Annotated in this window: 24 protein-coding genes; 6 read left to right on the plus strand and 18 right to left on the minus strand. The window is 40.8% G+C overall.

What is annotated here, in order from left to right; all coding sequences use genetic code 11:
* Positions 1–111 precede the first annotated feature (111 nt).
* Entirely contained in the window at positions 112–1,224 is a 1,113-nt protein-coding gene (locus ACL8WY_RS12440; protein WP_436515083.1) for a THUMP domain-containing class I SAM-dependent RNA methyltransferase, read from the plus strand.
* 148 nt (positions 1,225–1,372) lie between these two features.
* Here the strand turns inward: ACL8WY_RS12440 and ACL8WY_RS12445 are convergent, their stop codons facing one another.
* From ACL8WY_RS12445 to ACL8WY_RS12475, 7 genes are all read right to left on the minus strand, one after another.
* Positions 1,373–1,867 carry a phosphoglycerate mutase family protein gene (locus ACL8WY_RS12445; RefSeq protein WP_436515084.1) on the minus strand — a complete coding sequence of 165 codons (495 nt, stop codon included), beginning with the start codon at positions 1,865–1,867 and terminating at the stop codon, positions 1,373–1,375.
* Positions 1,868–1,931: 64 nt separating this feature from the next.
* Positions 1,932–4,370, minus strand: coding sequence for a zinc-dependent metalloprotease (locus tag ACL8WY_RS12450; RefSeq protein WP_436515085.1), 2,439 nt, complete (start codon positions 4,368–4,370; stop codon positions 1,932–1,934).
* Between the two features lie 136 nt (positions 4,371–4,506).
* Positions 4,507–6,624 (minus strand): M3 family metallopeptidase, encoded by a 2,118-nt coding sequence (locus ACL8WY_RS12455; protein ID WP_436515086.1) that lies wholly within the window; start codon positions 6,622–6,624, stop codon positions 4,507–4,509.
* A 48-nt stretch (positions 6,625–6,672) separates the two neighbouring features.
* Positions 6,673–7,275 carry a trimeric intracellular cation channel family protein gene (locus ACL8WY_RS12460; RefSeq protein WP_436515087.1) on the minus strand — a complete coding sequence of 201 codons (603 nt, stop codon included), beginning with the start codon at positions 7,273–7,275 and terminating at the stop codon, positions 6,673–6,675.
* A 15-nt stretch (positions 7,276–7,290) separates the two neighbouring features.
* Positions 7,291–7,860 carry a hypothetical protein gene (locus ACL8WY_RS12465; protein WP_436515088.1) on the minus strand — a complete coding sequence of 190 codons (570 nt, stop codon included), beginning with the start codon at positions 7,858–7,860 and terminating at the stop codon, positions 7,291–7,293.
* Positions 7,861–7,914: 54 nt separating this feature from the next.
* Entirely contained in the window at positions 7,915–8,688 is a 774-nt protein-coding gene (locus tag ACL8WY_RS12470) for a CPBP family glutamic-type intramembrane protease (protein WP_436515089.1), read from the minus strand.
* Positions 8,689–8,693: 5 nt separating this feature from the next.
* Positions 8,694–9,608 carry a DUF5694 domain-containing protein gene (locus ACL8WY_RS12475; protein ID WP_436515090.1) on the minus strand — a complete coding sequence of 305 codons (915 nt, stop codon included), beginning with the start codon at positions 9,606–9,608 and terminating at the stop codon, positions 8,694–8,696.
* A 163-nt stretch (positions 9,609–9,771) separates the two neighbouring features.
* On the opposite strand from ACL8WY_RS12475, the gene ACL8WY_RS12480 reads away from it, so the two are divergent.
* Positions 9,772–10,674, plus strand: coding sequence for a LytTR family DNA-binding domain-containing protein (locus tag ACL8WY_RS12480; RefSeq protein WP_436515091.1), 903 nt, complete (start codon positions 9,772–9,774; stop codon positions 10,672–10,674).
* Here the strand turns inward: ACL8WY_RS12480 and ACL8WY_RS12485 are convergent.
* The gene (locus tag ACL8WY_RS12485) at positions 10,668–11,861 is read right to left on the minus strand and encodes a hypothetical protein (protein WP_436515092.1); all 1,194 of its coding nucleotides are present in this window, start codon (positions 11,859–11,861) and stop codon (positions 10,668–10,670) included. The genes ACL8WY_RS12480 and ACL8WY_RS12485 overlap by 7 nt on opposite strands.
* Before the next feature lie 90 nt (positions 11,862–11,951).
* On the opposite strand from ACL8WY_RS12485, the gene ACL8WY_RS12490 reads away from it, so the two are divergent.
* Positions 11,952–13,019 carry a helix-turn-helix domain-containing protein gene (locus ACL8WY_RS12490; RefSeq protein ID WP_436515093.1) on the plus strand — a complete coding sequence of 356 codons (1,068 nt, stop codon included), beginning with the start codon at positions 11,952–11,954 and terminating at the stop codon, positions 13,017–13,019.
* Here ACL8WY_RS12490 and queG read toward each other — a convergent pair.
* Genes queG through ruvB form a run of 3 tightly spaced genes read right to left on the minus strand, consistent with a single transcriptional unit; the run spans position 13,009 to position 15,606 of the window.
* Positions 13,009–13,929, minus strand: coding sequence for a tRNA epoxyqueuosine(34) reductase QueG (gene queG, locus ACL8WY_RS12495; protein WP_436515094.1), 921 nt, complete (start codon positions 13,927–13,929; stop codon positions 13,009–13,011). The two genes, ACL8WY_RS12490 and queG, sit on opposite strands and share 11 nt — an antisense overlap.
* 26 nt (positions 13,930–13,955) lie before the next feature.
* Positions 13,956–14,537 (minus strand): superoxide dismutase family protein, encoded by a 582-nt coding sequence (locus ACL8WY_RS12500; RefSeq protein ID WP_436515095.1) that lies wholly within the window; start codon positions 14,535–14,537, stop codon positions 13,956–13,958.
* A 43-nt stretch (positions 14,538–14,580) separates the two neighbouring features.
* Positions 14,581–15,606, minus strand: a complete 1,026-nt coding sequence (gene ruvB, locus ACL8WY_RS12505; RefSeq protein WP_436515096.1) for a Holliday junction branch migration DNA helicase RuvB — start codon at positions 15,604–15,606, stop codon at positions 14,581–14,583.
* Between the two features lie 69 nt (positions 15,607–15,675).
* Here ruvB and ACL8WY_RS12510 point away from each other — a divergent pair, with 69 nt between their 5' ends.
* The 3 genes from ACL8WY_RS12510 to ACL8WY_RS12520 all read left to right on the plus strand — a co-directional run bounded on the left by ACL8WY_RS12510 (position 15,676) and on the right by ACL8WY_RS12520 (position 18,493).
* On the plus strand, positions 15,676–16,707 hold the full coding sequence (locus ACL8WY_RS12510) for an FAD:protein FMN transferase (protein WP_436515097.1): 1,032 nt from the start codon (positions 15,676–15,678) through the stop codon (positions 16,705–16,707).
* Between the two features lie 58 nt (positions 16,708–16,765).
* Complete coding sequence (locus ACL8WY_RS12515; RefSeq protein ID WP_436515098.1) at positions 16,766–17,476, plus strand: zinc permease; 711 nt, start codon at positions 16,766–16,768, stop codon at positions 17,474–17,476.
* Positions 17,477–17,578: 102 nt separating this feature from the next.
* Positions 17,579–18,493 (plus strand): zinc dependent phospholipase C family protein, encoded by a 915-nt coding sequence (locus tag ACL8WY_RS12520; RefSeq protein ID WP_436515099.1) that lies wholly within the window; start codon positions 17,579–17,581, stop codon positions 18,491–18,493.
* 346 nt (positions 18,494–18,839) lie between these two features.
* Here ACL8WY_RS12520 and tsf read toward each other — a convergent pair whose 3' ends face one another.
* From tsf to ACL8WY_RS12555, 7 genes are all read right to left on the minus strand, one after another.
* Complete coding sequence (gene tsf, locus ACL8WY_RS12525) at positions 18,840–19,670, minus strand: translation elongation factor Ts (RefSeq protein ID WP_436515100.1); 831 nt, start codon at positions 19,668–19,670, stop codon at positions 18,840–18,842.
* Positions 19,671–19,764: 94 nt separating this feature from the next.
* Positions 19,765–20,532 carry a 30S ribosomal protein S2 gene (gene rpsB, locus ACL8WY_RS12530; protein ID WP_436515101.1) on the minus strand — a complete coding sequence of 256 codons (768 nt, stop codon included), beginning with the start codon at positions 20,530–20,532 and terminating at the stop codon, positions 19,765–19,767.
* A gap of 7 nt (positions 20,533–20,539) precedes the next feature.
* Positions 20,540–20,926, minus strand: coding sequence for a 30S ribosomal protein S9 (rpsI, locus tag ACL8WY_RS12535; RefSeq protein WP_436515102.1), 387 nt, complete (start codon positions 20,924–20,926; stop codon positions 20,540–20,542).
* A gap of 6 nt (positions 20,927–20,932) precedes the next feature.
* Positions 20,933–21,376, minus strand: coding sequence for a 50S ribosomal protein L13 (gene rplM / locus ACL8WY_RS12540; RefSeq protein WP_436515103.1), 444 nt, complete (start codon positions 21,374–21,376; stop codon positions 20,933–20,935).
* Between the two features lie 90 nt (positions 21,377–21,466).
* Positions 21,467–22,177, minus strand: a complete 711-nt coding sequence (locus ACL8WY_RS12545; protein ID WP_436515104.1) for an RluA family pseudouridine synthase — start codon at positions 22,175–22,177, stop codon at positions 21,467–21,469.
* Between the two features lie 4 nt (positions 22,178–22,181).
* On the minus strand, positions 22,182–23,261 hold the full coding sequence (locus tag ACL8WY_RS12550; protein ID WP_436515105.1) for a sensor histidine kinase: 1,080 nt from the start codon (positions 23,259–23,261) through the stop codon (positions 22,182–22,184).
* A 10-nt stretch (positions 23,262–23,271) separates the two neighbouring features.
* Positions 23,272–23,958, minus strand: coding sequence for a response regulator transcription factor (locus tag ACL8WY_RS12555; protein WP_436515106.1), 687 nt, complete (start codon positions 23,956–23,958; stop codon positions 23,272–23,274).
* Between the last annotated feature and the right edge of the window lie 28 nt (positions 23,959–23,986).

The following is a 23,986-nucleotide window of genomic DNA, read 5'->3' on the forward strand; positions in this document are numbered from 1 at the left end:
ATTTTTCTTTTGTGAGAGACAAATCAACCGGTAATTGTTTCTGTATGAAGCGATTTTTAGCCCATCTTTGCGACGCGTAGGCACAACCATTTGACATTATAGTAGAGACACGTGAAAATAACCATCAAAACACTCTTTGGATTTGAAGACATCTTGGCTGAAGAGGTCAGAGCACTGGGAGGGGAGAAGATTGAAAAGATCACCAGAGGTGTAAAGTGCGAGGGAAACCCTGCCTTCTTGTATCGTGCCAATCTTTCGTTGCGTACTGCCATGAAAATCCTGGTTCCCATCTATACCTTTCATGCACGTGATGAGAAGCAGCTGTATGAAAAAATGATGGAGTTTGACTGGTCTAATTTTCTGGATGTAGATCAGACTTTTGCCATAGACCCGGTCATATTCTCAGAAGTATTTACTCATTCCAAATATGTTGGATTGAAGGCCAAAGATGCAATGGTCGATCAATATCGCAACAAGTACCGCAGACGTCCATCCATAGATACTGATAAGCCGGACGTGTTATTCAACGTGCACTGCGCCAACGACTTTTTCACTATTTCAATGGATAGTTCGGGAGCGGCACTAAACCAGCGTGGTTACAGGGAAGAAGGGCATAGAGCACCAATGAATGAGGTGCTGGCTGCCGGTATGGTGATGCTATCTGGTTGGGACAAAAAAACGCCACTTGTAGATCCCATGTGCGGGAGTGGTACGATCCTGACTGAAGCAGCCATGATTGCGATGAACATGGGGCCAAATTTGAAACGCAAAGAATTCGGTTTCAGAACCTGGCCGGAGTATAGTCCAATCTTGTTCAACAATGTGAAGACGGAGGAACTAAACAAGATGCGTAAACCAAGCATGGATTTGACAGGCATCGATATTGACGATAGTGCGATCACACTGGCAAGAAAAGCCTTGGGAAAGATTGGATTGCGAAGAGAGGTTCGAATCAAGACCATGGACTTCAGAGAGTTTAAGCCGATCAATGATTCTGGTGTGATCATCACGAATCCTCCTTATGGTGAGAGAATCGGAGATGACATTATGGAATTCTACAAAACCATAGGTGACGCTTTCAAACAAAATTTTGCAGGCTATGATGCCTGGCTGATCAGCTCAAACAAACAGGCATTAAAGCAAATTGGCTTGAAAGACTCCAAGCGCTTGAAGCTATATAATGGTAAGCTTGAATGCGACTTCTGTAAGTATGAGTTGTATTAGCTTTTAAAGTCGCTATCAATAATTTTTGCATCACTCCGGTTTTCAACGAATGAGCAATTCGGGAGTCTAAATTCCACTTTGGCATTATAAGATTCCTGAATCCTGCCGTCGGCAGTCTCAGGAATGACGGATAATTGGAATTTTTTTGTTAAAACTTCAATCTCACCAGTTTCCCTTTCCCGACCTCATCGGCTACAATGATGATGAGATTAGAATAATCACTCTCATCAAATTGACTGAAATTCTCAGAGCCTAGTAAGGCATTTGCAAGCGCAGGAATGGTATTGGAATGTCCAGAAATTACGACAGTTCCCCCAGAGTGCTTTTCGGCTAATGTTGCTAACCACTCGCCTTTTGCATACGGATCGTAATCCTGCACTTCCAGGTTTTTCATGCTGGCAATTGGCTGAAGTGTTTCTTGCGTCCGTTTGAAAGGTGTGGAGTATAATCCTGCGATTTCCTGGTTGACGAGCATCTCTGCCAGATTAGCCGAGCGCGTCTTTCCATCTTCATTGAGCGGAGGATTTCTGGTGCCATCATCGGCCTTTTCTGCATGACGAACCAAGATGAAGGTAGTTTGGTCTTGCGCAAATACAATGATTGCGAAAGAGAACAGGAGGGTAGTTAGTAGTAGCTTTTTCATAGTGGAATTTAATAAAAAAGCGTCATCCTGAATTTCAGGATGACGCTCCATTAAACATTAGTTATTATTTCGGATTCAGAATCGCATCAATACGCTTTTGAATGTCTTGTAAATGGAACCTGGAGGTTGCATCATTTTGACGCCCAAGTCCACTTCTTACGTCTCTTTCCAACCTATTTAAGGTAGCCATAGCAACCGATGGGATATCGGAATTGGCAAATTCATCTTCTTCCAAATTCATCAATTCACCCAAACGTGCGATATGCTCCTTTTGAAGATTTCTTCGATATGTGTCGATTTTTCTTCCATTATAAAGCTCGCCCCAGATGCCTTGACGCATATCGGTGAAGAGATTGGTGACTGTATACGCATCGCTTCCATTCAACGCTTCATTTTCTACCAAACGCATGAGCATTTCTTCTCGTGTCAATCGACTCAGGATTCTTACCTGAACACCTCTCATACGATCCACCAATCCATCTTGCTGAATTCGGCTGAGGATTTCAGCATCTACCAGCCAGTTTGGAGTAGAAAATAGCTGCTCATTCAAAAACTTAACGGCTCTTTGTTGCTTCTCTTTTTCTACATGGGTATATACCGCACCATCTTGATCGGCAGTTTTGAAATATTGATAAACACCACCAACATTAGTAACTACATGTCCATTATACCGATTGAATTGGTTTATCACATTTCGATATAATTCTTCTAGCTCATCGTAGTTTTTACCATCTTCCGTGGCCCATTCCATTAGCTTATCTGTGATTCGCTTCAGGTTTCTAATACCTAGCTCACTTGCTATCATTGCGTCATGACCAATATCTTCAGTTTGTGAAGTAGGATCTACTCCATTGGCCTGACCATATCGATAAACAGGATTGTCGGCGTTTCCGACTATCCACTCATTTAGTGTGTCTTCTTCGTCGTCCGGAGAGTTAACATTTGCAATTGGCTTATAGCCATACTGGGTTACCCAAAAATCATATTCTCCAACCCGTGGAAAGAAATTGGTGATTCCATCTTCTGGCTGTGCCACGTAGTTGAATCTAGCATAGTCCATGATAGAAGGCGCAACACCATGTGTGTCTGTAAATTCCTTACTTCTAAGCTGATCCACTGTATACGAAGGAGATGAGCCCATATTGTGTGGGTAGCCCAGTGTGTGACCGACTTCATGTGCTGCAACAAATCGAATAAGCTCACCCATTAAATCATCATCAAATCTGATTTTTTGAGCTTCTGGGTTTACTGCTGCTGTTTGAATAAAATACCAGTTACGAAGTAGATTCATCACGTTATGATACCAAAGGATGTCACTTTCAAGTATTTCCCCAGTTCTAGGATCATGTACGTGTGGTCCTTGTGCATTTTGAATGTCTGTGGCGATGTATCGAATCACGGAGTAACGAACATCTTCCGGGCTCCAATCCGGGTCCTCTTCTTTGCTTGGTGGGTCTTTGGCTAAAATGGCATTTTTAAGACCTGCTGCCTCAAAAGCTACTTGCCAATCCTCGACTCCTTGCTTGATATACTTTCTCCATTTCTCTGGAGTAGCAGGATCGATGTAATAAACAATTGGCTTTACAGGCTCTACAGCTTCACCACGATTGTATGCATCCCAATCGCTTGGTTCTAGTCTCCATTTGGTAATAAACCTTCTTTGGGCTGCTTTTTGAAGATCTGAGCTATAGTCAATTTGACGTAGTGAAAAGAATCCCACTCTTTCATCATGATATCTAGGTACCATTGGATCATCAGGAAGTAGAATCATAGATTGATTCATTTCAATGGATAATGTCTCAGTGAGGCCATTAGCTGGTAGCTCGTCTCCACGATAAGTAAGGATATGACGAACCTCTACATTTTCTGGGAATGACCTTACAGAAGTGATAAGCGAACGTGATTTATCAATTCCTTTGATCTTGAAACGTTTTCTTTCCGAATCTCTTAGAGCTCCGATCATAGGGATATCATCTGAGAAGAAATCAGATACTTTGATCACATAGGATGAAGAATCGTCTTTCATGGTTTCCAATGAAAACGACTCGACGATTGGTTCGAAGTTGTTGTTCTTAACCGACGTGTAGATTGGCTCATCTTCATCAGCTACATTATTATAAGACACAGATCGCATCAAAATCTTTCCGCCAACTTTTTGAAATCGAATCACTTGTTGCGGACGTGATTTCATGCCTGCGCCACCAAAATTGAGGCCTTTGACGTGCCCTGCGATACGCGACACAATCAGGATTTCCTTTCCCAGGATATCAGCAGGAATTTCGAAATAAAAGTCATCGCCAACCTGATGGGATATAATCAGGCCTTCATCGGAAATGGCTTCATCAGTGATGACTTCAGAATAGCTCTTTAGGCCATTTTTTGATTTTTTAGGCGCAGCTTGCTCAGACTCGTCACCTTTTTTCTTTTTCTTTTTTTGTGCCTGGAGGTCAGTATTGAAACCGACGAACATCAAGGCAAACATTAATACAAGTAACCTTTTCATACTTCTTGGGTTTAGTTTTTCAATTAGCAACTTAACCACGGCGAAGTGGAAATGGATTTAATTTTATTTAAGCGGTAATTAGCAATAAAAAAAGGCCAGCAATTTGCTGGCCTCCTGACAATTGGAATTGTTCTTTTTAATTGAAGCCCCTTCTTTCCAGGATTGCTTCAAACTTAGGTTCTCTTCCCCTAAAGTTTACATACATTTCCATGGCGTCTCGCGTACCGCCTTTAGATAGAATATGCTCTCGATACTTATTGGCTGTTTCTTTATCAAACAACCCATTTTCCTTAAAAGCACCAAAAGCATCAGCATCCATTACCTCAGAGTTGAGGTAGCTGTAGTATCCGGCAGAATAGCCTTCCGGGCTTGAGAATGCGTGCTGGAAATAACCGGTTCTGTATCGAGGGACAATGGCGTCAATCATTCCGATCTCATCCATGGCGGCTTTTTCAAACTCATCTGCTCCTATGGTGATAGGCTCTGTTATGGTATGATAAGCCATATCTAAATACGATGCGGCCATATATTCAACTGTGCCAAAGCCTTGGTTGAATTGTCCGGCGTTTTTGATTTTTTCCACGAGTTCCGATGGCATTACTTCACCTGTTTCATAATGGAAAGCATATAGCGCCAACATCTCTGGTTCAAAGACCCAGTTTTCCATAACCTGAGAAGGAAATTCTACAAAATCACGAGGTGTAGAGGTTCCTGAGATAGATGGATACGTACACTCTGAAAGTAGCCCGTGAAGCGCATGACCAAATTCATGGAATAGGGTAGTGGCCTCATCTTGGGAAAGGAGTGATGGTGTATCGCCGGTAGGTTTTGTGAAGTTTCCTACGTTGGTCACGATAGGAATGATGTTGTTCCCATCTATATTGCTTTGGCTTCTGTAGGTATTCATCCATGCACCGCCACGCTTGCTGCCGCGATAGAACCAATCGGATAAGTAAATACCGATGAGCTCGCCATTTTCATTTTTGACTGTATAAGTGCGTACATCCGGATGATATTTAGGGATGTTGGTTTGTTCTTCGAATGTCATCCTAAACAGCTTGTTAGCAAGCGTGAATGTACCATTGATAACATTATCAACCTTTAAGTATGGTCGAATCTCATTCTCATCCAGGTTGTATTTCTCCATCTTGATTTTCTCAGCATAATGCCACCAGTCCCAAGGCATGATGTCAATATCGTTTCCTTCCTTTACAGCCATCGTTTTCATCATGTCTCGCTCATTTTTTGCCGCCTGAATTGCTGCTGGCCATACTTTATCCAACAGGTTGTAAACTTTGTCTGAAGAGTCAAGCATCCGCTGTGCGAGCACATAGTCAGCCCATGATTCATATCCCAAAAGGTTTGCCTTCTGGAGCCTTACGTTGGCCAGTTTTACCGCGAGTTCTTTGTTGTCATTCTTATCGTCATTATCTCCTCGGTTGATGTATCCTTTTTTCAGTTGCTCACGCAGGTCTCTTCGAGTAGAGTAGGTGATGAAAGGATATAAGCTTGGGCGATGAGTGGTGAAAACGTATTTGCCTTCATAGCCTCTCTCAGCGGCAGCATCGGCACCTGCATTTATCACACTTTCCGGAAGACCATCTAAGTCGCCTTCTTCCAGAACCATCTCGAATTTGTTGGTTTCTGCAAGTACATTCTCACCAAATGCTACGGAAAGTGAGGATAACTGTCCGTTAAGGTCACGCATCTTTTCCTTTTCTTCATCACTTAGGGCTGCTCCTGCTCTAACAAAGCCGGTATGATAATTTTCTAAAAGCTTGTTTTGCTCGATTGTTAATCCCAGTTCTTCACGTTGATCATAGAGTGTTTTTACTCGAGCATAAAAATCTGGATTAAGAAAGATATTATCACCATGTGCTGAAAGCTTCGGACTGATTACACGGGAAATTCCTTGCAAGGAATCGTTGGTATGCGCAGAGGTGAGATTAAAGAATACATTGCTTACTTTATTCAGCAAGTCTCCGGACTTTTCGAATGCTGTAATTGTATTGTCGAATGTTGGAGCTTCTTCGTTGTTGGCTATGGCTTCCACTTCTTCAAGCTGCTGGCTCATGCCATCCTCAAAAGCTTGCATGTAGTGCTCATCCTTTATTTGCTCAAAAGGAGGCACCCCATAAGGAGTATTCCATTCTTGGTAGAATGGGTTGTCTGTCTGCATTTCAGTATTTTCTGATGTTTGTGTTTGGCAGCTGAATAGGACTCCAGCGGCAATCACATAAAGCAATTTTTTCATATTTTGGTTTCTTGGTTGCGAAGTAAATTTAGTTAAAAGGCATTTCCATTACGAAATATCGGGAAGCTGCCATTTGAACTTTACTGCCAGCACTCTAAATGAAGCAATGAAGAGCACAGTAATCAAAATATTCCATCCTTGCTCTAATCCAGCACGCTGAAGCATTACATAAAGAATCCCGCCACACAGGCAGGTGAGTGCATAAATCTCTTTTCTGAAGATCAATGGAATCTCGTTACAAACAATGTCTCGAATCACTCCACCAAAGACCGCAGATACCATCCCCATCATAATGGCAATGATTGGATGAACTCCAAGCGTCAAAGCCTTTTGCAATCCCAAAACCGTAAACACTGCAATTCCGACGGTATCGAACATGAAAAAGGTTCTTCTTAGTTTGAGCACTACTTTTCCAAAAAGTAGGGAGATGAGGATTCCGGAACCAATCATGGAAATATAGATCAGATCCTCCATCCATCCGACAGGTGTGCTGCCAAGCAGAATATCCCGAACTGTGCCTCCTCCAATGGCTGTTATCAATCCTACTGCTGCAATGCCAAAGAAATCGAGCTTCTTGTCTCGCCCGGCAAGTGCTCCACTAATGGCAAAAACCATTGTCCCCAGGATATCGATGAAATATAATAGTGTCACGTCGCTAATGTAGGTTTAATTAGAGGACTGGCCCTTTAGTAATTCGATCAAATTTTCAATCTCCTTTACAAGGGCTTGTTCGGCAACCATCATGTCAAAAGAATAATTTTCGAGAATGATCAGAAACTTGGTGTTATCAAAGTTGTTACTTCCTATTTTATTCGTAACACTTAAGAAATACGCATTTCCTAAATCTTGTAAGTCATCCTGTCCATCATAAGTTTTACTAAGTGCCTGTAACATACCAATGGAGATTCCTGGAAGGATATTAGTTACCTGGGCTGTTTGAAAAGCTGTATTAGAAAGCTCTGGAGGATTCAATCCTTTCCAAAAAGAGAATTGCTTGTAGGGTAAATCATTTGATAGAATGTACGAACTGCTATCCTTGAGCATGGCAAAATATGCTACGGATTCTTGCAGCGATTCAAGATTGGATTGATTTTCCACAAGCAAACTCTCAAAAATCTGATTTCTTAGTTCATCTTGTTTTTTCTCCTCGTTTTGGTTGTTAAAGAATATACCTAAGTATACACCAATCATGACCGGGATAATTCCCATCAATATGTCGTAAGCAGTTTTCTTCATTTGCCAAATTTAATTAGCTGTGATCTCTTATCATCCTCTCAAATCCGGATATTACTAAAAGGCTTTAATCGCTACATCCATCATATAATGGACAAACCCAAGCCACAGGATATCTCTGCTGCGGTAAGCCGTGTAGAGAATGAACGTCGTTAAAGTTCCTGTCAAAAAGAAGAAGGTGATAATGTGGCTTATTGGGTCACCTTCAGCAACCGAACCAGGCACATGCGCCAATGCAAAAAGTACAGCCGGAATTCCGATGGCCCATTTAACACCCACGGTCCATTTCAAACGGACGAACAAAAATGCGAGTGCCACATTTTCAAAAAAGATGGCTGGAAAATTTGATAACGTTTTGGGCTGTATAGCGGTGATCAGGATCTCGGAAATACGACTCCATTCACCTCTTAAGCCTACGAAAATCACAATACCTACAACTGAAACAATGAGACCAAAGAGTAGCTTTATTCCTAGCTGCCTGGATGAAATGAATATCGTATTTAAACTTTGTTTCCGAATGAATAATGTGAGAAAAATGGGAGAGAAGATCAGCACATTATTCAGTGGCCAAATGAGCAGTTGATTGACAATGACGCTTTGAGTTCTTGGAATGAGAAAACCTGCCACAAATAATTGCCCTATGGCGATTACACCTGCACACGCCAGCATGCCGATTCCAATATCCAGCCATGGTTTTTTTGACGTTTCTATTGATTCAATTTCCCAGCCTCTTCCAGTCTTGCTCAAGAGAAACCAGAGTCCACACACACATAAGTAGGCGAGCGATAAAGGGATGATAAAGAATGAGTTTGATTGCATTATTTCTTCCATGACAATTATTTGTTTGAGTTGTTGATAAAATCTCCGTATGTCTTCACTTGGTGTCCTTTAGCCTCAAGGAATCTTTTCATGTGCACGATATGCGCGCTACCCACAGTTAGCAAAACTTTAGTTGCTTGCTGTTCCTCTGCTCGATCGATCAATCGGTCGGCCATGATTTGGTTACGCTTTAGCCAGTAGGATTTAACCTCTTTGGCTTCCTCTGATTTTGGCAACTTTTTTGGTAATTCATCTATGAGTCTGGAGAAGGAATCCTGAAATTCCGCACTGTTTATAAACTCCATCAATCTTCCTGCCTCTTGCGCCTTGCGATACTTCTTCTGAGTTTTGAGGTAGACTTTAAGAGGTTTCCACTTAAAGCCAAACAGAAGCTTCTTTAATACTTTCCTGTTGTTGGTTAGAAATTCACTTTCTCCATCTCGATAGTCGATTGCGTAGAATTGTTCGATTCCAAGTTTCTGTGCTGCGGGAAAGACCATCAGTCCATATTCGGAGTTATCAAGCTTGCGATGAAACTTTGAGAGGTAATAGAGCGAGTCTCCCTTTTCCTGTACCTGGTACCAATAGTAATAGGCATTCCACAAATCATAGGACGCATAAAAACTGGCACCTTGAAGAGCTTTGGGTGCAAGGTCAAGCATTTTAAGTGTATCCTTTAGCTTATCCGCGCGCTTCAGCGTATTTGGCCAGATTTCCTTAAGACTCAATGTGTCATTGGTAGGAATGGCTTCAATACAAATGATATCCGGATCGGTAGCTACGATGAAGTCCCTTACCGATTTAAAGTTTTGCAATGATTGGTACGCGTCATCAAAATAATGAGCAGTACCGATAATGGTTATGTCAAGCTTACGCTGACAGGTGCCTGCCACGCTTAATATGACTAGAAACAATGTGAATAGTGTTTTCATAATTGTGTTTGTTTTTTTCTTCAAAGCACAGGTATGAAATTGTTTGTGGCTGGAATTCTTGTCTGGATTGCCGGTTTGAATGTCTGAAATCCGAACATTTTGAATCTAACACTTCAACTATCAATGTCTGAATTCCTATATTCATGTCTGAAATCTGAGACATATGTGGCTATCGCTGAATTATGACTTGCTGAAAAAATGGAGACCCATCGTTTTTACAACTTTGGGGATTGAGATAGTGTACCAGGCCATTATTTATCTACATCCAGAAAATTTGGATTGGGTAGGCAGTGAGCACTTTTCACTGCTCAACACACTTCAGTTTATTTTCATTGATCAATTCCTGATTGAATGTGCATCTGTAGCAATCATCTTTCAACTCATCCGATGGTATGGCACAAAGCTTAAGCTTCTTGATTTGAAACTGAATGCAAAAGACATTGCATTATACGAGTTGAAGTTTTTGCCAATCTTGTTGGTGTCTTTCTTTGTGTTTGCGCCGGTCACACTCACACTTCGTTTTCTATATCACTACCTCCCGGGATTGAACTGGGATATCTACTTTAGCGAATATTTCTATAGCGTTACCTTATACTTCAACTACTTGACTCCTGTATTTCTGGTAGGATATATCATTATAAATGTGAACCTCATTTATCAGTATAACCTTCAGCTTGGTGAAACTAAATCGGACCTACATAAGGTGAAGCGATCGCAAACCAAAAATCGACTCTGGGCGTCAGATGATTTTGGAGAACTCTTTCTTGAGACAGATAAAATTCAATGGATTGTTCGAGAAGAGAGAAAGACTTTTGCAATCACCGAGAGTGACAAGTATCGATTGAAAGAAAACATAACTGAGCTTGAAGAAAAACTTGATTCAAGCACATTCATACGCATCAATAGGAGCACCATTGTTAATCTCAGTTCTGTGCTGAATTATTCATTCTGGGAGAATGACAAGTACATTCTAAGAATGAAAAATTCAGATACAGAGTTTGTAATGAGCCGCGATCGATTACATAAGATCAAACATCAATTGCTGCCTGAGGAAGTTGATCAATAATTGACCTTTGGGTACTGGTCGTCAGGTGAGATCAGCAAAAGATCATAACTCATCAGCTCGAAGGTATATTTCTTGGTTGTAGTGATTTCACCTCTCTTTAGCATCTCTCTAAAAGGCCTTAGGTCTACCACTGTCCATTGATCTTTTCTGCCAAGTTCCAAAAACATGGTTACGGTCTTCCAGCCTGACTTACCAATATTGCTCTTACCATTTCGATAAGCAATCAGGTGGCGTATGTTTAAGAATCCACGATCACTTTGCTGGGACTTCTCCGTTAGGTATTTGCCAATATCATCCACACCAAAAGTGGATTTGCCATGTGTAAGATGAATGCCTCCCAGTTTGGTAAACACTTTAGCTTCCTGGCCATATTTCGCTAGATAATAATCAAAGTTCTTTTTCATGTAGTTGGCTCTTATTTGGTTACTGCCTCCTTGAGAGTGCTTGCAATAGATGTCCCAACTCATTCGAATGTCTTCAATAATTTTAAGGGAGGTTTCATTTTCAACCTGCGAAAAGAAATTGTTGATTTCTTGACTGGATGAGTACCAGCAATAAACTGATTGACCTTGATATTTATTCCTGAATATGACCTTACGAACTGTTGCCTTTGCTAGTGTATAGGCATTGGCAAATGAACCATCCGTATTATTAGAATTGGCATAAATTTGATCAATAAGCATTTCGTAGGAACCTGCGTATTCTTGATCTATTCCCCAGAAATTGAAATTAAGGTTGGCGGCAGCCTCAACAAATTCCGCATCTTCTACTTTGTTCACAAACACAAGCGGGGTTTTGTAGGAGGACTTTTTTCCATACGCTTGATTAAGCATCTTTATCACATCTAATATGTGACTCTCTCCGTTAATTTTTTCTTCCAATACTGATGAAGTATTTGGCCCCATTTCCATGGCGAAATGTTCAAATCCTTTTTCATCCAGTAAGTTTAACAACCCTTTAGTGAAAAGGCTCAGTTGAGCAGAATTGTGAACCTCTCCTAATCCAACAAACTGATTGTTACCAATCCATTCCAGCCATTTTTTTCGGGCTTCTCCTTCAATTTGTCCCTCTGCATTTAATGAGAATCGAATAGCCGACTCCTCCAGGAGTTCATGGGTAAGTGGTTGCTGAGCTCTGGTGGTGCTCAGGGCTATTAAGCAGAAGCCTATTGATTTCAGGATATTCATGTGTTTTTTTTTAACTGAAACAAATGTGCATAGATACTTTCATGAATTCGTACTTAATTTGTTCGTCACCATTCAGATGAACAAATACAGATGCCGCTGTTTAATACCTATCAATTAGTCATATTTCTCGGTGTTATAAACGGGGCAATTCTATTGATTTCACTTGCTTCTTTGCCCCGCCGATTCAAACGGCCAACACTTTTCTTAGGCTTCTTTATTTTGGGCTATACAATGTATGTGGCTAATTGGACCATTTTCCCATCCATTGCCTATTATATTGATGCTCCTCCATTGTGGATTCCGTCGCTGTACTTTTTACCAGCACTTGCATACTATTTTACTCAAGCCATTACGTCTGCTCCGGAGCGTTTTATTGCAAGGAACAAAATATACTTTTTACCAGGGATTTTGGATGCGATCTACCAATCCATCAAATGGATTGCGGCACTTGTGAGAGGGAGCGGATACTATTTTCCTTTGGACAATCGAGTAGAGTTTTTCATCTATGAAGGAATTGGAATCGTGTTCAGTACTATTTGCCTTTACAATATGTATCGATTGGTAAAGCAAATGGAGTTGAAGAAAAATCTTACTTATAATTTTTACAGGTTCGCATTTTTCTATTTGGTTTTTGTATTATTTCGCTGGATGGCTCTGGTTATTATTGACCTGATCCAGCCTTCGCTGCTTAGCTTTGAGCTTCAGTTTGTTTTCTGGGCGATGGATTTAGCTTGTTTCTTTTTCTTGGGATACAGGAATTTGGTCGCACCGGCTAAGTACAATGCACGTTTGGCTGTCGAAACAAGTGACAAGAGTCAATCTAACAAGTTGATCTCAGTCTTAGAATCTGATAAAATGTATTTGAATCCCGATCTTGGCCGGAGAGATTTAGCTTTGAGGCTAGAGATCACGGAAGAAAAGGTTTCTGCAATTCTCAATGACGAGTTGGATATCACATTTTACTCATTGGTAAACCAAATGCGAGTGGATGAATCCAAAGAACTGTTGGATAATGGAGCTGCAGAGACACTAACAATGGAAGCCATCGCCGGGCAATCAGGGTTTAAGTCAAAAACAACCTTCTATAAATTCTTCAAAACTAAGGTGGGAATGAATCCAAAGGAGTACCTAAAGTCTCGGAATACTACTATTCAATAAAGTACAGGTTTCGCTTTAAGCCTTCAAACTTTGTGCGTTTTACAGCAGACTTCTTAAACACCTTTTGAAACACTTCCTTCGTTAGTTCCTTCCATTCTTGAGCATTAAAATTCTCCCATCCCTGAGGTTGAAATTTTGGTTCTTGATGTGGCTTTGAAAACCGATTCCATGGGCAAACATCCTGGCAGATGTCGCAACCAAATGCCCATCCTTCCATCTTGTTTTTAAATTCTGCAGGAACTTCATCTTTCAATTCAATGGTGAGATAGGAAATACACCGACTGCCATCTACCACATAAGGTTCGGGTATTGCATCAGTAGGGCAGGCATCCTGACAGGCTGTGCAAGTACCACAATAATCTTTCATTGGACCATCAGGTTCTAATTCAAGATCAATGATTAGCTCTGCAAGGAAGAAAAAACTACCCATTTCACGATTAAGCAAAAGTGAGTTTTTCCCTACCCATCCGATACCGCTTTTTGCAGCCCATGCACGCTCATGCACCGGGGCAGAATCCACAAAAACACGACCGTCTACCTCACCAATTTGTTCATGGATTGCAGCCATCAAAGCTTTTAGCTTGTCTTTCACTACAAAATGATAGTCTTGTCCGTAAGCGTATTTGGCAATTTTGGGTGAATCTTCTGAATAATTTTTTTCAGGAAAATAATTATAGACCAATGACACGACGGATTTAGCTCCGGGCACCAACTTGGATGGGTCGAGCCTTTTATCAAAGTGATTTTCGAGGTAGCTCATCTTTCCCTGATAACCACGATTGAGCCATTCTTCTAGTCGAGATGCTTCTTCTTCAAGAAATTCTGCTCTTGATATGCCACAGAATGAAAAGCCAAGTTCTTTGGCTTTTTCTTTTACAAACCGAGTATGTCGAATCGTTTGGGAGATCATTCTTTCCCAAAGAAAGACTTAAAATATTATTGAAGCAATTGTGCGTCTAAAACCACCGTACCTCCGGCAATCTTAACATTGTTGTGACCATGATTATGATCGTGATTGGGATCACACTCATTTGCAAAATCCTCTGAATTGGCATGGATAAAAAGGACGGTACCGGAGATGTCAAAATCATCATCTGTTCCTAAGCTCCATAAATCAGTTTTTATAATGAATGTACCATTCCCATTTGCGTCAATGTCGATATTACCAACATCGCCTGCGAATGTCTTGGCCCAAACTTCTCCCAGACTGAATTTACTGCAAAACGAAGTGAACAAACCTTGATTCCAGTGTCTTCCTGGTTCAGCAAGTGTGCCTTGATGAAGGTGCATTGCATGTGATGTGTTGGGCACCATTCCTGATAAATTGACCTTCAATGTGGTAGCTCCGTCTTGAAAGATGAACTCAGCATTTCCAATGAGATCTTCTTGAACATACGTTTCATCTTCAGCTAAGCTAACAGTATATATATCAGCTGCGGCAAAGGTCTTTGGACCTGGTTCCTTACTTTCTTGGCAAGCCAACACCAACAGGACAAAGAGTGATAAGTAAGCTCTCATGATCAATCAGTTTATTTAGAAACAATCAGCAAAAATTAAACCACTAAAACAACGATCCTGTTTGAGATGGTGGTATAATTCCTAAATGTTTATACGCAAGTTCTGTGGCCTCACGCCCTCTGGAGGTTCGCTTGATATAACCTTCCTGAATAAGAAACGGTTCGTAAACTTCTTCAATTGTCTCCGACTCTTCACTACAGGCAGTGGCTATTGTCCCAAGCCCAACCGGCCCACCTTTGAACTTATTGATGATTGTGGATAAGATTCGATTGTCCATTTCGTCCAGCCCATGATCATCCACGTCGAGAGCTTTCAAGGCCATCTTTGATATGTCTAGTGTGATAGCTCCATCGCCTTTGATTTGCGCAAAGTCTCGGGTTCTTCGCAATAGATTATTTGCAATACGTGGAGTTCCTCGACTTCTACGAGCGATTTCGAAAGCCGCCTCTTCATCAATGATAGAATCAAGTATATCAGCTGATCGTCCGACAATTTTGGTCAGCAGTTTGGAGTCATAATACTCCAACCTTGCATTGATGCCGAATCGAGCACGCAGCGGGGAAGTTAGAAGTCCGGATCTAGTGGTCGCCCCAATCAGAGTAAATGGATTGAGTTCTATTTGAACAGATCTTGCATTCGGTCCTGAATCCAGCATAATATCGATTCTATAGTCCTCCATTGCTGAATATAGGTATTCCTCTACCACAGGATTTAGCCGATGAATTTCATCTATGAACAAAACATCATGAGGCTCCAGATTGGTAAGTAAACCCGCAAGTTCGCTGGCTTTATCCAAAACAGGTCCTGATGTGACTTTGATGCTGGATTCCAGTTCGTTGGCTATAATAAACGAAAGGGTTGTTTTTCCAAGGCCGGGAGGTCCATGAAGGAGCACATGATCGAGTGGCTCAGTGCGTTGCTTTGCGGCCTCTACGAAAATTTTAAGATTGTCTACTACTTTGTGCTGACCTGTGAAATCAGAAAACGAAAGTGGCCTTAATGCCTTTTCAAATTCTTTTTCGGAGGATCCCATATCCTCACCATCCGCTTGCAGGTAGTCTTCTCTCATCGCCCTCAAATATAACTCACAAAGCGATTGAACTACGATTGATTTACTTTTGAAGTCTGATTATAAGCCATGAATAGAAAGCGACTATTAGTATTCGGAGTTGGTCTTGCGATTGTTTTTGTAATATTCTCTTACCTCAGAAAAGACGCACCTCGTTTATATCACATCACTGGTCAGACCATGGGCACAATCATCTACAATGTGAAGTACATTGATGTAGAAGTGAAGGGGTTGGATAAGGAGATATCTGAGGAGCTTATCGCATTCAATCAAGCATTGTCAACCTACATACCAACATCCGAAATTTCACAACTTAATAAGGATGGGAAGATTGAATTTGAATCGGATTTCTTTTTTCCAGTCCTTGAAAAAAGTCGAGAGATCTATCATAGGACAGATGGCACATTTGATCCTAGCATTGGCCCACTGGTACAGGCCTGGGGGTTTGGCCCGGACAAGAGCTTGCCTAACTTAGACAGTTTTAAAGTGGATTCTTTGATGTCTATTGTAGGTTTTGACAAAGTTGAATTCACAAATGAAGGCATTTCAATACCATCTAATTATCAAATAGACTTTAGCGCGATAGCGAAAGGTTATGCGGTAGATATCATAGGTGAGTTGTTAGAGTCCAAGGGTATTCGGGATTATTTAGTAGAGATTGGCGGAGAGGTGAGATGCAGGGGGAGGAATGAGGAAGATAAACTTTGGTCCTTGGGAATTGAAGATCCAACAGTTTCTACTGCCGAGCAACGATTGATGGCTATTGTGAGGTTAAAGGATCTATCATTGGCCACTTCCGGAAATTATCGCAACTATTATGAAAAGGATGGGAAGATATACGCGCATATCATTGATCCAAGGACGGGATTTACGGCCAAACATAACTTGCTTAGCGCCTCTGTTTTTGCAGATGATTGTATGAGTGCTGATGCCTATGCTACGGCCTTTATGGTTCTGGGCCTAGAGTATTCAAAGGTGTTAATTACATCTCTCGATCTGGATGCCATTTTGCTTTATCAAGAAGAGGATGGTACAATCAACAGTTATGTTTCTGATGGAATCCGTCCGTTTTTAGAATTGAATAAAGCGAGTGGGAATTAAATAACTATCCAAATGGTTTATATTTCTTTGGCGAATTCATCACAACCTACCTGACCAAATGATTCTTACAATCCTTATACTTATTGGATGTACCATTCTTGGCGGTTTAAGCCTCAAGCTGATACCGGGAATGAAGCAGAATATGCGCCTCTCATTGATTTTTGCTGGCTCATACCTCTTCGCAATTACAATCATTCACATTATTCCAGAGCTTTTTTCTATTAGCCCAAATCCATCACAGATCGGATTATATGTGCTGATTGGTTTCTTTTTGCAGCAGTTTTTAGAGTACTTCTCCTCCGGAGTTGAGCATGGTCATGTCCATACAAATAAAGCGGTAACCGTAAGCGGAAGGTTTTCGATAATCGCAGCACTTATGATTCACAGCTTGCTGGAAGGAACACTGTTGACTCATGATTCTCCTTTTCATGAAAAGCACGAATCCTATTCTTTGCTTTTAGGAATTGTGTTACATAAGATACCTGCTGCTTTTGCTTTGATGGCGACTATGCAAGGTTTAGGAAAGCGAGCAATTTATTTACTGATCTTATTTAGTCTGGCCTCTCCGCTTGGATTGGTTTTAAGTGATTTCATTCTACTGTCCGAAGAATCAGTGCTTGTTGTTTTTGCAATAGTTTGTGGAAGTTTTCTTCATATTTCAACGACGATCTTTGTGGAAGCCAGCCCTGAACATCATTTTGGATTAAATAAAATCCTGATAAGTCTAGCGGGTGCGGTTATGGCTATTTTGGTTGAGTTTTTGATGTAGGTTGGTGCAGAACTTAGCAACGAGCTAATCTTTATAATAAGATATTTTTTCTACCTTTTCGTGATGCGAATTTTGACACTATTGTTTTTCTTAATCTGTCCAATGCTTTCTCAAAGCTGGGGGTTTTTCGCACACCAAAAGATCAATCGGCTGGCAGTATTTACACTCCCACCTGAGATGATGGTTTTTTATAAGCAAAATATTCAGAGCATAACCGAAAACGCAATCAAGCCTGATATGCGAAGGTATGCAGTGAAGGCTGAAGCAGCCAGACATTACATCGATGTTGACGTCTATGGTGATTCTGCTGTGTATAAGATGCCAAGGTATTGGAATGCTGCTGTAGAGAGGTTCACCGAAGATACTTTGCAAGCTTATGGCATTGTGCCATATCATATCAATCGAATGTCTTTCTGGTTAATTAGAGCATTTCAGGATAAAAATGCCGAGCAGATTCTACGTTTGTCGTCTGATATGGGGCATTACATTGCTGATGCAAATGTACCACTACACACTACAGAAAATTACAATGGGCAACTATCTGGACAGTATGGAATCCATGGGTTCTGGGAGTCTCGATTGCCTGAGCTCTTTGCGGATAATTATGACTTACTCAGCGGAAAAGCTGAGTACGTGGAAAATTTGCAATTGTATGCATGGGATGCTGTGGTAAAGTCGCACGAAGCTTTGGATTCTGTCTTGCTTTTTGAAAAGCAGCTGACTGCAAAATACGCCGAATCCAAAAAGTATGGCTATGAGGAGCGTGGTAATTCAACAATTAGAACTTACACGTACGATTTTTCCAATGATTATCACAGAAGGCTAAACGGGATGGTTGAGCGTAGGATGCGTGCTTCTATTAAAATGATCGGGGACTTCTGGTTTAGCTGCTGGGTAAAGGCCGGACAACCGGACTTAGCTGAATTGCTAATAGATGCTGAGGTTCAGGATTCAACTTTCGTGATTGATGAAAATGTGAAATTGAGGAATCACGAGTCAGGTATAGAGGGGAAATAAAAAAGCCAAGGATAAATCCTTGGCTAATCAGGTCTTGCTGGTTGAAAAGACCTTTGATTTTATATAGACATTGCGAAGATGGCAAGATATGCTAACGCTAAAGATGCAATCCTTACCAATGTCCCAGTCTTCACAAACTTTCTAGTAAGGATAGCTGGATCGATATAGTTTACCTGTTTTTCCATCTCTTTTTATTGTAAAAATCAGAATAAAGTAGGATTATTCGTTTTCGGAGTTTCTCCTAGATGTTTATAAGCATAATGCTTATGATATTGAATGGAAAAAGGAATAAAAAAAGCCATTCATCTAGTCAATGAATGGCTTTATCTATTTCTGTATTATTGGCTTAGCCGATAGAAACTCGCTTAAATTCTGCTACAGTCATACCTTTTGATACAGAATCAAGGTATTGTAAAACTGTTTGAGAGCTATCCTTAACAAAGGATTGGCTAAGGAGAGTGTTCTCTTTGTAGAACTTGTTAAGCTTACCCATCGCGATTTTCTCGATGATATTTTCAGGCTTACCTTCTGCTTTAGCTTGCTCTTTTCCAATCTCAATTTCCTTTTCTACTACAGCAGGATCTACACCATCCTTATCTACAGCTACTGGATTCATTGCGGCGATTTGCATGGCCACATCTTTTCCCGCTTCTTCTACACTAGCGCCGTTGGTGTTTGAAAGAGATACCATCACACCAAGCTTTCCATTTGAGTGAATGTAAGGTACAACTGCTTCGCCTGATACTACCTCGAATGCTTTCACTTCTAATTTTTCACCAATCTTTCCAGTAAGTTCGATGATTTTCTCACCAACTGTCAGATCACCCAGGCTCATGCTATTCATTGCGTCAATGCTTGCAGGTTTCTCCGCGAATGCAAGCTCAGCGATTTGGTTTCCAAGTGCCATGAATTCATCATTCTTAGCAACGAAATCAGTCTCGCATGTAAAAGCGATCAAAGCGCCTTCAGTTCCAGCGTCATTTGTTTTAGCAAAAACCACACCTTCAGAAGTTTCTCTATCAGCTCTGGAAGCCGATACTTTCTGACCTTTCTTTCTTAAAAGTTCTACTGCTTTTTCGAAATCACCTTCTGCCTCGGTTAGCGCCTTTTTACAATCCATCATGCCGGCACCGGTCATTTGCCTTAGTTTGTTTACGTCTTGTGCTGTTATAGCCATTTTAATTCTTGGTTTTAATATTTCTACAAACAAAAATTGAACACCGAAATACATCAATGTTCAATCTTGTGTTAAGATTTTATGGTCTTTGATTTTATTCTGCTACTTCCGGCTTTTCGTCAGCTGCTTTTTTAGCTGCTTGCTCCTCAGCCTGAGATTGCTCTTCTTTATCTTTCTTTCGCTCGGCCAATCCTTCTTCCAATGATTTACCAATAAAGTTGGTGATCAACTTGATTGATTTGAATGCATCGTCATTACCAGGTATTGGGTAATCGATTTTTGAAGGGTCAGAGTTAGTATCTACTATTCCGAAAACTGGAATATTCAATTTTTGAGCTTCTGCGATAGCAATGTGCTCACGCTTGATATCCACAACAAATAGAGCAGCTGGAAGTCTGTTTAGATCAGAAATACCACCTAATACTTTTTCCAATTTGTCTTTTGCACGGCTGATCATCAATCGCTCACGCTTTGCCAGGTTCTGATAAGCTTCTTCTTTCATAAGCTTTTCCATACCAGACATTTTCTTCAACGACTTTCGGATCGTTGCAAAGTTGGTAAGCATACCACCTTGCCATCTCTCAGTAACATATGGCATGTTCAGTCGTTGAGCTTCTTGCTCTACTACTTCTTTCGCTTGCTTTTTTGTAGCTACGAACATTACTTTTCTTCCAGACCTTACTACAGCTTTCATAGCTTCTGTAGCGTCTTCTAGACATGTTAATGTCTTATGAAGGTCGATAATGTGGATGCCATTTTTCTCCATGAAAATGTATGGAGCCATAGCTGGATTCCACTTTCTGGTAAGGTGTCCAAAGTGCACACCTGCATCCAATAGATCTTTGTGTTCTAATTTTTGCATCTCAATATTATCGTTTACTGAACTGGAATCTTCTTCTTGCTTTTCTTCTACCTGGCTTCTTACGCTCCACCATTCTCGAGTCCCGGGTAAGGAAACCTTCAGATTTGAGTGGGCTTCTAAACTCTGCGTCTACTTCAGTAAGCGCACGAGCGATTGCCAGTCTTGTTGCTTCAGCTTGTCCGGCGGGTCCGCCACCGGTCACATTCACACTAATGTCGAAATTTCCATCTTGCTCCACTTTTACCAGTGGCTGCTTTACGATGGTTTGAAGAATTTCGGAAGGGAAGTAAACGGCAAGATCTTTATCGTTTACGGTTATTGCACCTTTCCCACTCGTCACATAGATACGAGCTACTGAGGTCTTTCTCCTCCCTATGGTATTAATTCTGTCCATTCAGGTTTATAGTTTTACTTCTTTTGGTTTTTGAGCTGCATGTGGATGCTCAGCACCCTCATATACATGTAAGTTTTTGAAGAGCTGTCTTCCAAGTCTGTTGATTGGAAGCATACCTCTTACTGCTTTTTCAATTAATATGGTGGAAGACTTAGCTTTAATGCTGTTTGGCGTTTCGAAACGCTGACCACCAGGATAGCCTGTGTGTCTTACATATTGCTTGTCGGTCCACTTGTTACCGGTCAATCTGATTTTATCAGCATTGATCACAATTACGTTATCTCCACAATCTACATGTGGAGTGTACGCTGGCTTGTGTTTGCCACGAATCATTTTAGCAACTTCACTTGCCATTCTTCCAAGTATCTGAGAATCAGCGTCTACGATGACCCAATTCTTCTCTACAGTTGCACTGTTTAATGATACAGTTTTAAAGCTGTTAGTATCCAATTTTATATTGATTTTATAATGTCAAAATCTGTCCTCTTGAAAAAGGGACACAAAAATAGAATTTTCATTTGAGAAATCAAATGCGAGTCCTCAATTAAATTTTCTTAAGAGCTTGATTAACACGGAGAAATCTTTCGGATACTCCGCTTCTCCTTCGATAACCTTCCCATCAAGGTCTTTAAAAGCGACCTGAAAGGAGTGCAAAGCTACTCGATTTATCATGGGATTTTCTTCTTCCCACTTTTTATGATTGTAATTTCTTTTCAGCTCAGATAGAAACGTTGCCTGACCGCCATAAGCTGGGTCGTTGATTATAGGAGCTTCATGGTATGATAGGTGAGCTCGGATTTGATGCATTCGCCCTGTTACAGGGAAGCATTTTACCAGTGTGTGTTTCTTGAAGCGTTCGAGAGAGCCGATTAATGTGAATGATGGTTTGCCGGCCCTAAAGTCCACTCTTGATTTTGTCGATGTAGTATGAAGTGGTTCGTCTGCTTCGAAATCTTCAAATTGATGCAAACCGTGAATGACTGCATGATAGATCTTTTTAACCTCCCTGTTTTCGAGTTGGATGGCGAAGTTGCGATAGGCGTCGGCATTTTTCGCAAAAACCACTATTCCGGAAGTTTCCTTATCCAACCGATGGCAAATTTGATAATCTTCATCAACCTCTTTAGCAAGGCTCAGGAGATTCTTACTATCAGCTCTATCATCCAAGCTGGCAATAAACGGAGGTTTGTTGATCAATATGTAATTGTCATTTTCAGAAATGACCAAATCTGCGAATGAAATTTTCCTCAAACTTTTATGCATAATCTTCTTCCTCTTCCCATCCTTCTTCAACCTTATCAATGTAGTTTGCTTTGTTTAGGTCAAAGTAAAAGGTTGATCCAACTCGGTATTCACTTTCCACAAATATCTCAGAATTGTGACTTTCTAGTATGTGCTTTACAATGGATAGGCCAAGCCCGGTTCCTCCTTTTTCTCTGGACCTGCTTTTGTCTACCCTGTAAAAGCGCTCGAAAATACGTGAAATATCGGAGTCAGGGATTCCTCTTCCATTATCACTTACAGCGATTCTAATTTTGTTTTCAGTGAGTTCTTCGAACTTGATTTTTGCCTGACCTCCCTTTTTAGTGTATTTGATCGCATTGGAGATGAGATTAAGCATTACCTGATATATTCTTCTGTAGTCACCCCGAACAATAATTGGGTCTTTGTATCTCATAGTCATTTTTAACTCTACACCTTTCTTCTCCGCCTTTCCTTCAAGTTGATCAAGTATCTCATTGCACATGCCTCGCATATCAAAATTCTCAAAGTGCATTTTTATTTCTCCGGATTCTATCTGAGAAATGGTAAGGATATCCTGAACCAGGAGGTCTAATGCATCTAAGCTTTTAGCGGCCTTTTTCAGAAACTTCTTCCGAACTTCCTTATCATGAATGGCACCATCAAGAAGCGTATGAACAAAACCTTGCGCGGCGAAAATCGGCGTTTTTAGTTCATGTGATACATCCGCGATAAATTCTCTTCTGAAATTCTCCCTTACTTTTAATTCTTCAATTTCTTTTTCCTTGCTTTTTGCAAAATTGGAGATTTCTCGATCAATCCGTTTTAATGGGTTTACTGAGGAGGCTCGACCTCTTAATGCTATCTCACTGTCTTTTATTCGCTTAAGTGAGTCGTATATATTTTCTATTTGCCGGAAGAATAGAAATTCAAGTACAAGTCTCACTAAGATGTAAGTAGAGGAAAATGATAGCAAGAAGGCAATTACGATCGAGGCAATGGTGATGCTCGGGACCAGATACAGAAATGCTGTTGTGATGGCGGCAACACAGATTGCAAGGAGTAGCGCTATCGCTCGGGAATTAAACTGCATTTGTGGCTAATTAATTAGCATCGAATTTGTATCCTACACCTTTTACGGTAGTGATGTGATCGTTGCCTATTTTCTCTCGTACTTTTCTGATATGAACATCAACAGTTCGTGCGAGTACATAAACATCAGTTCCCCAGATATTTTGAAGTAGTTCATCTCTGCTAAATACTTTGCCGGGATTCTGTGCTAAAAAGTAAAGTAGTTCGAATTCTTTTTTGGGCAATGAGATCTTTTCCTCACCATTTTTTACTGTATAGCTTGTGCGATCTACAACTAAATCACCAACGGTGATGGTATTAGATTCTTTTTTCTTTTTTGATTCTCTTCTGAACAGTGCGTTGATACGGCTTACCAGTGCTCTGGGCTTAATCGGCTTGGTGATGTAGTCGTCAGCTCCCATATCGAAAGCGGCTACCTCCGAATATTCCTCTGATCGAGCCGTGAGAAAGATGACAAAAGTGTTTGCCATCTCAGGCAGCTCGCGGATTTGCCTACAGGTTTCTACACCATCTTGTTTTGGCATCATGATATCAAGCAAAATAAGATCTGGCACAAATGTTTTGGCAACATCGACACCTTTGATCCCATCACTTGCAGTTTTTACATCATACCCTTCTTTGGTAAGATTGTATTTCAGCAATTCGAGAATATCTGCTTCATCGTCTACGACAAGAATTTTTTGATTTTGTTTAGCCATCTGAGGGTGGTTGTTTGAATAACTTTCT

Origin of the sequence: Ekhidna algicida (assembly GCF_051379705.1) — a bacterium.
GTDB lineage: Bacteria > Bacteroidota > Bacteroidia > Cytophagales > Cyclobacteriaceae > Ekhidna.